This is a genomic window from Parageobacillus sp. NEAU-HV-2 (assembly GCF_059115485.1).
On sequence record NZ_JBXUJJ010000002.1, the window covers coordinates 513,118 to 520,882 of the forward strand.

A 7,765-nucleotide genomic window follows, 5' to 3' on the forward strand; every position below is an offset into this window, starting at 1 on the left:
GGAGGAAGTTATCATGGAACTGTTTAAATACATGGAAAAATACGATTATGAACAATTGTTGTTTTGCCAAGACAAAGAATCGGGATTGAAAGCGATTATCGCTATTCACGATACAACTCTCGGCCCAGCATTAGGCGGTACGCGCATGTGGATGTATAACTCGGAAGAAGAAGCGATTGAAGACGCGCTCCGCTTAGCACGCGGCATGACGTATAAAAACGCTGCGGCAGGGCTCAACCTTGGCGGCGGGAAAACGGTCATTATCGGCGACCCGCGCAAAGATAAAAATGAAGCGATGTTCCGCGCGTTCGGCCGCTTTATTCAAGGATTAAACGGCCGCTATATCACCGCGGAAGACGTCGGCACCACCGTTGCCGATATGGATATTATCTACCAAGAAACAGATTATGTGACAGGAATTTCGCCAGAATTTGGTTCATCGGGCAATCCTTCTCCAGCAACGGCATATGGAGTGTATCGCGGCATGAAAGCGGCGGCAAAAGAAGCATTTGGTAGCGATTCATTAGAAGGAAAAGTGATCGCCGTGCAAGGGGTCGGCAATGTCGCCTATCATTTATGCCGTCATCTTCATGAAGAAGGGGCGCAACTTATCGTTACTGACATTAACAAAGAAGCGGTGCAGCGCGCCGTTGAAGAATTTGGCGCCAAAGCGGTAGACCCGAACGATATTTATGGCGTTGATTGCGATATTTTTGCTCCATGTGCGCTTGGCGGCATTATTAACGACCAAACGATTCCGCAATTAAAAGCGAAAGTCATTGCCGGTTCGGCGAACAACCAGCTAAAAGAACCGAGACATGGCGATATCATTCATGAAATGGGCATCGTGTACGCACCGGATTACGTCATCAATGCCGGCGGTGTCATTAACGTTGCCGATGAGCTGTACGGCTACAATCGCGAACGCGCAATGAAAAAAATCGAACAAATTTACGACAACATCGAAAAAGTATTTGCCATTGCGAAACGCGACGGCATTCCGACGTATAAAGCAGCAGACCGTCTTGCGGAGGAACGCATTGAAACGATGCGCAAGTCCCGCAGCCAATTCTTGCAAAACGGTCATCATATTTTAAGCCGCCGTCGCGGTCGTTAAGGACAATATAAGCGGAAGCGGAAAAGCAGGAAAATATTTTCTGCTTCCGCACCCAGAAATGGAGGTAGCAACCGTTGCAAGAGCAGAAGTTTCGCATTTTAACCATTAATCCCGGATCGACCTCGACAAAAATTGGTGTGTTTGAAAATGAACGCTCCATTTTTGAAAAAACGATTCGCCATGACGCAGAAACGCTGCAGCGCTATCCATCGATTATTGATCAATATGAATTTCGCAAACAAACGATTCTAGACGCTCTCGATGAAGAGGGAATTAATCTTTCCAAGTTAAGTGCTGTTTGCGGCCGCGGCGGGCTTTTGCGCCCAATTGAAGGCGGCACGTACCGTGTCAATGAACAGATGCTCAAGGATTTGCGTAAAGGCTATTCCGGCCAGCACGCTTCGAATCTTGGCGGCATTTTGGCATATGAAATTGCTTCAGCGTTAAATATCCCCGCGTTTATTGTTGACCCTGTTGTCGTTGATGAACTTGAGCCAATCGCCCGTATTTCTGGATTTGCGCTCATTGAGCGGAGAAGCATTTTCCATGCTCTCAATCAAAAGGCGGTGGCTCGCCGCGTTGCTAAGCAGCTCGGCAAACGGTATGAAGAGCTGAACCTTATTGTCGCCCATATGGGCGGCGGAATTACCGTCGGCGCCCATAAAAAAGGCCGCGTAGTCGATGTTAATAACGGATTGGACGGCGAAGGTCCGTTTAGCCCGGAACGCGCCGGCACCGTGCCCGCTGGCGACCTCGTTTCTTTATGTTTCTCCGGTGAATACTTCCGTGATGAAGTAATGAGCATGCTTGTCGGCAAAGGCGGGCTAGTCGGTTACCTTGGCACCAATGATGCGGTAAAAGTGGAAAAAATGATTGAAGCGGGCGATGAAAAGGCGAAGCTAGTATATAGCGCAATGGCCTATCAAGTGGCAAAAGAAATCGGAGCGGCAAGCGCTGCATTGGCGGGAAAAGTCGACGCGATTATTTTAACGGGCGGCCTTGCCTACGGAAAACAGTTTGTGAAGGAAATCAGCGATCGCGTTCACTGGATTGCCGATGTGATTGTTCACCCTGGTGAAAACGAGTTGCAAGCGCTTGCGGAAGGGGCGTTGCGCGTGTTGCGCGGCGAAGAAAAAGACAAAGTATATCCGAGCGGAAATGTGACACACACAACCGTTTTGCGATAGAAAGGAGAAAACGATATGGCAAAAGAATATGATCTCGTCATCCTTGGCGGCGGCACGGGAGGATATGTGGCGGCGATTCGCGCTTCCCAGCTAGGGTTAAAAACAGCCGTTGTCGAAAAAGGCAAGCTGGGCGGAACGTGTCTGCATGCCGGCTGTATTCCAAGCAAGGCGCTGCTGCGGAGCGCGGAAGTATACGCGCAAACGAAAAACAGCGAAACGTTTGGCGTCGTGGCAAGCGATGTACGCCTTGACTTCGCCAAAGTGCAGGCGCGCAAAGCAGCCATTATCGAGCAGCTCCATAAAGGCGTCCAGCACTTAATGAAAAAAGGAAAAATTGACGTTTATGCCGGAACTGGGCGCATTTTAGGCCCATCGATTTTCTCGCCGATGCCGGGAACGATTTCCGTGGAAATGAATGACGGTTCGGAAAACGAAATGCTCGTGCCAAAAAATGTCATCATCGCCACAGGTTCGCGTCCGCGAACGCTGCCAGGCCTTGACATTGACGGCAAATTGGTCATGACATCCGATGAAGCGCTGCAAATGGAAACACTTCCTTCTTCGATTATTATCGTCGGCGGCGGTGTCATTGGCATTGAATGGGCATCGATGCTGAATGATTTTGGTGTCGACGTGACGGTATTGGAATACGCCGAGCGCATTTTGCCGACGGAAGATCATGACGTCTCCAAAGAAGTGGAAAAGCTTTTAAAACGCCGTGGCATTACAATTGTCACAGGGGCAAAAGTCTTGCCTGAAACATTGGAAAAAGGAAATGGTGTGACAATTCAAGCGGAGCATAATGGCGAGCAAAAAACGTTTACCGCCGAAAAAATGCTCGTCTCCGTTGGCCGTCAAGCAAACATTGAAGGAATCGGCATCGAAAATACCGATATTGTCGTCGAAAAAGGATTTATTCAAACGAACGAGTTTTACCAAACGAAAGAATCGCATATTTATGCGATTGGCGATGTCATCGGCGGCTTGCAGCTAGCGCATGTAGCGTCCCATGAAGGAATCGTTGCTGTCGAGCATATTGCTGGCCAAAACCCATCCCCGATCGACTACACCATGATTTCGAAATGTGTCTACAGCCGTCCGGAAGTCGCAAGCGTCGGCTTAACGGAAGAAGAAGCGAAAGCAAAGGGATATGATGTCAAAGTCGGAAAATTTCCATTTAAAGCGATCGGTAAAGCGCTCGTGTTCGGCGAAGCGGAAGGGTTCGTGAAAATCGTAGCCGATCAAAAAACGAACGACTTGCTTGGTGTTCATATGGTCGGTCCTCACGTCACCGATATGATTTCTGAAGCGGGGTTAGCGCGCGTCTTGGATGCGACTCCGTGGGAAGTGGCGCATACGATTCATCCGCATCCAACGCTATCGGAAGCAATGGCGGAAGCGGCACTTGCCGTGGATGGAAAAGCGATTCATTTTTAAGCGAATAAAGGGAGGTTTTTTCGATGGCAGAAAACCGTCATCAAGCGCTAGGGTTAAGCGATGAAACAGTATTACAAATGTATGAAACGATGTTGTTGGCCCGTAAAATCGACGAGCGTATGTGGTTATTAAACCGCGCTGGAAAAATTCCGTTCGTTATCTCTTGCCAAGGACAGGAAGCGGCACAAGTCGGCGCGGCGTTTGCCCTTGACCGTACGAAAGATTACGTTTTGCCTTACTACCGTGATATGGGCGTTGTTTTAACATTTGGAATGACGCCGACGGAATTAATGCTTTCCGCGTTTGCGAAGGCGGAAGATCCAAACTCCGGCGGCCGGCAAATGCCAGGTCACTTCGGGAAAAAGAAAAACCGTATTGTAACCGGATCATCTCCCGTAACGACGCAAGTGCCGCATGCGGTTGGCATCGCGCTGGCGGCGAAAATGGAAAAGAAAGATTTTGTTGCGTTTGTGACGTTCGGGGAAGGATCATCGAACCAAGGCGATTTCCATGAAGGCGCCAACTTTGCTGGCGTGCATAAATTGCCTGTTATTTTCATGTGCGAAAATAACAAATACGCGATTTCCGTGCCAATTTCCAAACAATTGGCGTGCGAAAAAGTATCGGACCGGGCCATCGGCTACGGCATGCCGGGCTATACGGTAGACGGAAACGATCCGCTTGAAGTGTACAGAGTTGTCAAAGAAGCAGCGGACCGCGCCCGCCGCGGCGAAGGACCGACATTGATTGAAACGGTTTCCTATCGTTTAACCTCGCATTCTTCCGACGACGACCAACGAGCATACCGTTCCGAAGAAGAGTTAGAAGAAGCGCGTGCCAAAGACCCGATTATTTCCTTCGCGAAATATTTGAAAGAAGTCGGTGTATTGACAGATGAATTGGAGAAAGAAATTCACGACCGCGTCATGAAGCAAGTGAACGAAGCGACGGATTATGCAGAAAAAGCGCCGTATGCGGAACCAGAACATGCCTTAAAGTATGTATATGCAGAGAAGTAAGGGGGAATGGACGATGCCAGTGATTTCCTATATTGATGCTGTGACGATGGCGATTCGTGAGGAAATGGAACGTGACCCGCGCGTTTTCGTATTAGGGGAAGACGTGGGCAAAAAGGGCGGAGTATTTAAAGCGACGCAAGGATTGTATGAACAGTTTGGCGAAGAGCGCGTCATTGACACTCCATTGGCCGAATCCGCGATCGTTGGCGTCGGAATTGGCGCGGCGATGTACGGACTGCGCCCGATTGCTGAAATTCAATTTGCCGATTTCATCATGCCGGCGGTCAACCAAATTATTTCTGAAGCGGCCCGCATTCGCTACCGCTCGAACAACGACTGGAACTGCCCGATCGTCATTCGCGCCCCGTATGGCGGCGGCGTTCACGGCGCATTATACCATTCGCAATCAGTGGAAGCGATTTTTGCGAACCAGCCAGGTTTAAAAATTGTCATGCCATCGACACCGTATGATGTGAAAGGGCTTTTGAAAGCGGCCATCCGCGATGAAGACCCGGTTCTTTTCTTTGAACATAAACGCGCGTATCGCTTAATTAAAGGCGAAGTGCCGGAAGACGATTATGTATTGCCAATTGGCAAAGCCGATGTTAAACGCGAGGGCGACGATATTACCGTTATTACGTATGGATTATGCGTTCATTTTGCGCTGCAAGCGGCAGAACGGGTAGCGCAAGACGGCATTTCCGCTCATATCCTTGATTTGCGCACGGTATATCCGTTAGATAAAGAAGCGATTATTGAGGCAGCAAGCAAAACAGGGAAAGTGCTGCTTATTACGGAAGATAACAAAGAAGGAAGCGTCATGAGCGAAGTAGCTGCCATTATCGCTGAACATTGCTTGTTTGATTTAGATGCGCCAATTATGCGCCTTGCCGGTCCGGACGTTCCGGCGATGCCATACGCGCCGACGATGGAAAAATTCTTTATGGTCAATCCGGATAAAGTCGAAAAAGCGATGCGCGAGCTAGCGGCGTTTTAAGCAGGCAGATTTCTCAGTCCGCTTGCTTTGCCAAGCGGTATTCGATGTGATTGAAAATGCAGATTTGAACGGAGATAGGAGGTCATCAACGTGGCAATTGAACAACTTACCATGCCCCAGCTTGGGGAAAGCGTCACCGAAGGCACGATTAGCAAATGGCTCGTTTCCGTCGGCGACAAAGTCAATAAATACGATCCGATCGCCGAAGTCATGACTGATAAAGTAAACGCCGAAATTCCATCCTCCTTTACAGGCGTCATTAAAGAAATCATCGCCAAAGAAGGGGAAACGCTGCCGGTTGGCGCCGTGATTTGTACGATTGAAGTGGAAGGCGAAGGAACAGTAGCGGAAACGAAACAAGAGGAAGCACCGAAAGCAGAAGAGACAAAGGGAGAAGCTGCCCAAGCTCCGAAAAAAGCGGATCGGGCCAATAAAGGCCGCTATTCGCCAGCCGTTCTTCGCCTCGCTCAAGAACATAATATTGATTTGGAGCAAGTGCAAGGAACAGGACTGGGCGGACGGATTACGCGCAAAGATTTGTTAAAACTCATCGAATCCGGAAATATCCCGAAAGCCGATGGGCAGCCAGCCGCTTCGGCCCAGCCTGCACCGCAGCCAACACCAGCGCAAGAAGCGCCGAAAGCAGAATCAGCAGCTGCTCCAAAACAGCCGGCAGCACCGAGCATTCCTGTTCAAGCAGGCGACATCGAAATTCCGGTCACACCGGTGCGCAAAGCGATCGCCACGAACATGCTTCGCAGCAAGCACGAAGCGCCGCACGCCTGGACGATGGTCGAAGTCGATGTCACAAACTTGGTTGCGTATCGCGACTCGATCAAAGACGAATTCAAAAAACGCGAAGGCTTCAATTTAACGTATTTCGCCTTCTTTGTCAAAGCGGTCGCGCAGGCGCTCAAAGAATTCCCGCAGCTCAACTCGATGTGGGCGGGTGACAAAATTGTGCAGAAAAAAGATATCAACATCTCGATCGCCGTTGCGACAGACGATGCGTTATTCGTGCCGGTCATTAAGCACGCCGACGAAAAATCAATCAAAGGCATCGCCCGTGAAATCACCGAGCTCGCCGCGAAAGTGCGCGCCGGCAAACTCCGCCCAGAGGACATGCAAGGCGGCACATTTACGGTGAACAACACCGGCTCTTTCGGTTCAGTGCAATCGATGGGCATCATCAACTATCCGCAAGCAGCGATTTTGCAAGTCGAATCGATCGTCAAACGCCCGGTTGTCAAAGACGGCATGATCGCCATCCGCGACATGGTGAACTTATGTTTATCGCTTGACCACCGCGTCCTCGACGGCTTAATCTGCGGCCGCTTCCTGGCGCGTGTCAAAGAGATTTTGGAAAACGTATCGAAAGACAATACGCCGATTTATTAATAAACAACTCCTATCGCACGTTGGTGCGGTAGGAGTTTATTTTTTTGTTTCAAAAAATGGTTAATAGATTAAAATCTGATAGGGTTTTTCTTCTTTAACATATTTACCGAGAAGTCTCCCACCTCTAAACAGAGTGTAGATGGGAGAGGAATCGGTTGTTTTTTTCTTCTAAATACAGAACATATGTGCTATACTATTCTTATCCATGATTTGTTGAAAGGAGGATCCACCATGCTTCGTGGGCAAAAAGTGTTCTTCCGGGCATCGAAAACGGATTTGGACCGATTGTATGCCTGTAATCGGGAATCCGCCCGTGTTTGGAATGAATGCCTCCGCTTAGCCAAAGAACACTTCCTCCAGCATGGGTGCTGGATTACCAAAAGCGAGCTGCAAAAACAAACGAAAAGGAAGTTCCATCTTCACAGCCAATCGATTCAAGCGGTCTGCCACAAATATCTCTTCGCAAGACAAGCTGCACACCACGCCATCCAGCAAGGACATCCTGCTCGTTATCCCTACAAGAAAAAGAAGTACTTCCCAACGAAATGGGCGAAAGACGGTTTCAAGGTTTACGAAAACGGAAAAATCGAACTGTCGATGGGCATTCATC

General features: G+C 49.3%; 6 protein-coding genes and 1 pseudogene. All 7 read left to right on the forward strand.

The features are described 5' to 3' along the window. Positions 1 to 13 precede the first annotated feature (13 nt). Entirely contained in the window at positions 14 to 1,117 is a 1,104-nt protein-coding gene (locus AC1WMD_RS06095; protein WP_043905409.1) for a leucine dehydrogenase, read from the forward strand. 74 nt (positions 1,118 to 1,191) lie between these two features. Then, positions 1,192 to 2,304, forward strand: coding sequence for a butyrate kinase (gene buk / locus AC1WMD_RS06100; RefSeq protein ID WP_043905408.1), 1,113 nt, complete (start codon positions 1,192 to 1,194; stop codon positions 2,302 to 2,304). A gap of 15 nt (positions 2,305 to 2,319) precedes the next feature. Further along, positions 2,320 to 3,741: a dihydrolipoyl dehydrogenase gene (lpdA, locus tag AC1WMD_RS06105; protein WP_043905407.1), complete on the forward strand. Its 1,422-nt coding sequence runs from the start codon at positions 2,320 to 2,322 to the stop codon at positions 3,739 to 3,741. 23 nt (positions 3,742 to 3,764) lie between these two features. Next, the gene (locus AC1WMD_RS06110) at positions 3,765 to 4,760 is read left to right on the forward strand and encodes a thiamine pyrophosphate-dependent dehydrogenase E1 component subunit alpha (protein ID WP_017435233.1); all 996 of its coding nucleotides are present in this window, start codon (positions 3,765 to 3,767) and stop codon (positions 4,758 to 4,760) included. A 13-nt stretch (positions 4,761 to 4,773) separates the two neighbouring features. Beyond that, the gene (locus AC1WMD_RS06115; RefSeq protein WP_043905406.1) at positions 4,774 to 5,757 is read left to right on the forward strand and encodes an alpha-ketoacid dehydrogenase subunit beta; all 984 of its coding nucleotides are present in this window, start codon (positions 4,774 to 4,776) and stop codon (positions 5,755 to 5,757) included. 90 nt (positions 5,758 to 5,847) lie between these two features. Beyond that, entirely contained in the window at positions 5,848 to 7,155 is a 1,308-nt protein-coding gene (locus AC1WMD_RS06120; protein ID WP_494256288.1) for a dihydrolipoamide acetyltransferase family protein, read from the forward strand. Between the two features lie 231 nt (positions 7,156 to 7,386). Beyond that, positions 7,387 to 7,765 (forward strand): annotated as a pseudogene (locus tag AC1WMD_RS06125) (RNA-guided endonuclease InsQ/TnpB family protein); the annotation flags it as partial.

What these genes read in the sequence shown, in the direction of transcription:
- AC1WMD_RS06095 (WP_043905409.1), top strand. Translation starts at nt 14, where the DNA reads ATGGAACTGTTTAAATACATGGAAAAATACGATTATGAACAATTGTTG.
- lpdA (WP_043905407.1), top strand. Translation starts at nt 2,320, where the DNA reads ATGGCAAAAGAATATGATCTCGTCATCCTTGGCGGCGGCACGGGAGGA.
- AC1WMD_RS06110 (WP_017435233.1), top strand. Translation starts at nt 3,765, where the DNA reads ATGGCAGAAAACCGTCATCAAGCGCTAGGGTTAAGCGATGAAACAGTA.
- AC1WMD_RS06115 (WP_043905406.1), top strand. Translation starts at nt 4,774, where the DNA reads ATGCCAGTGATTTCCTATATTGATGCTGTGACGATGGCGATTCGTGAG.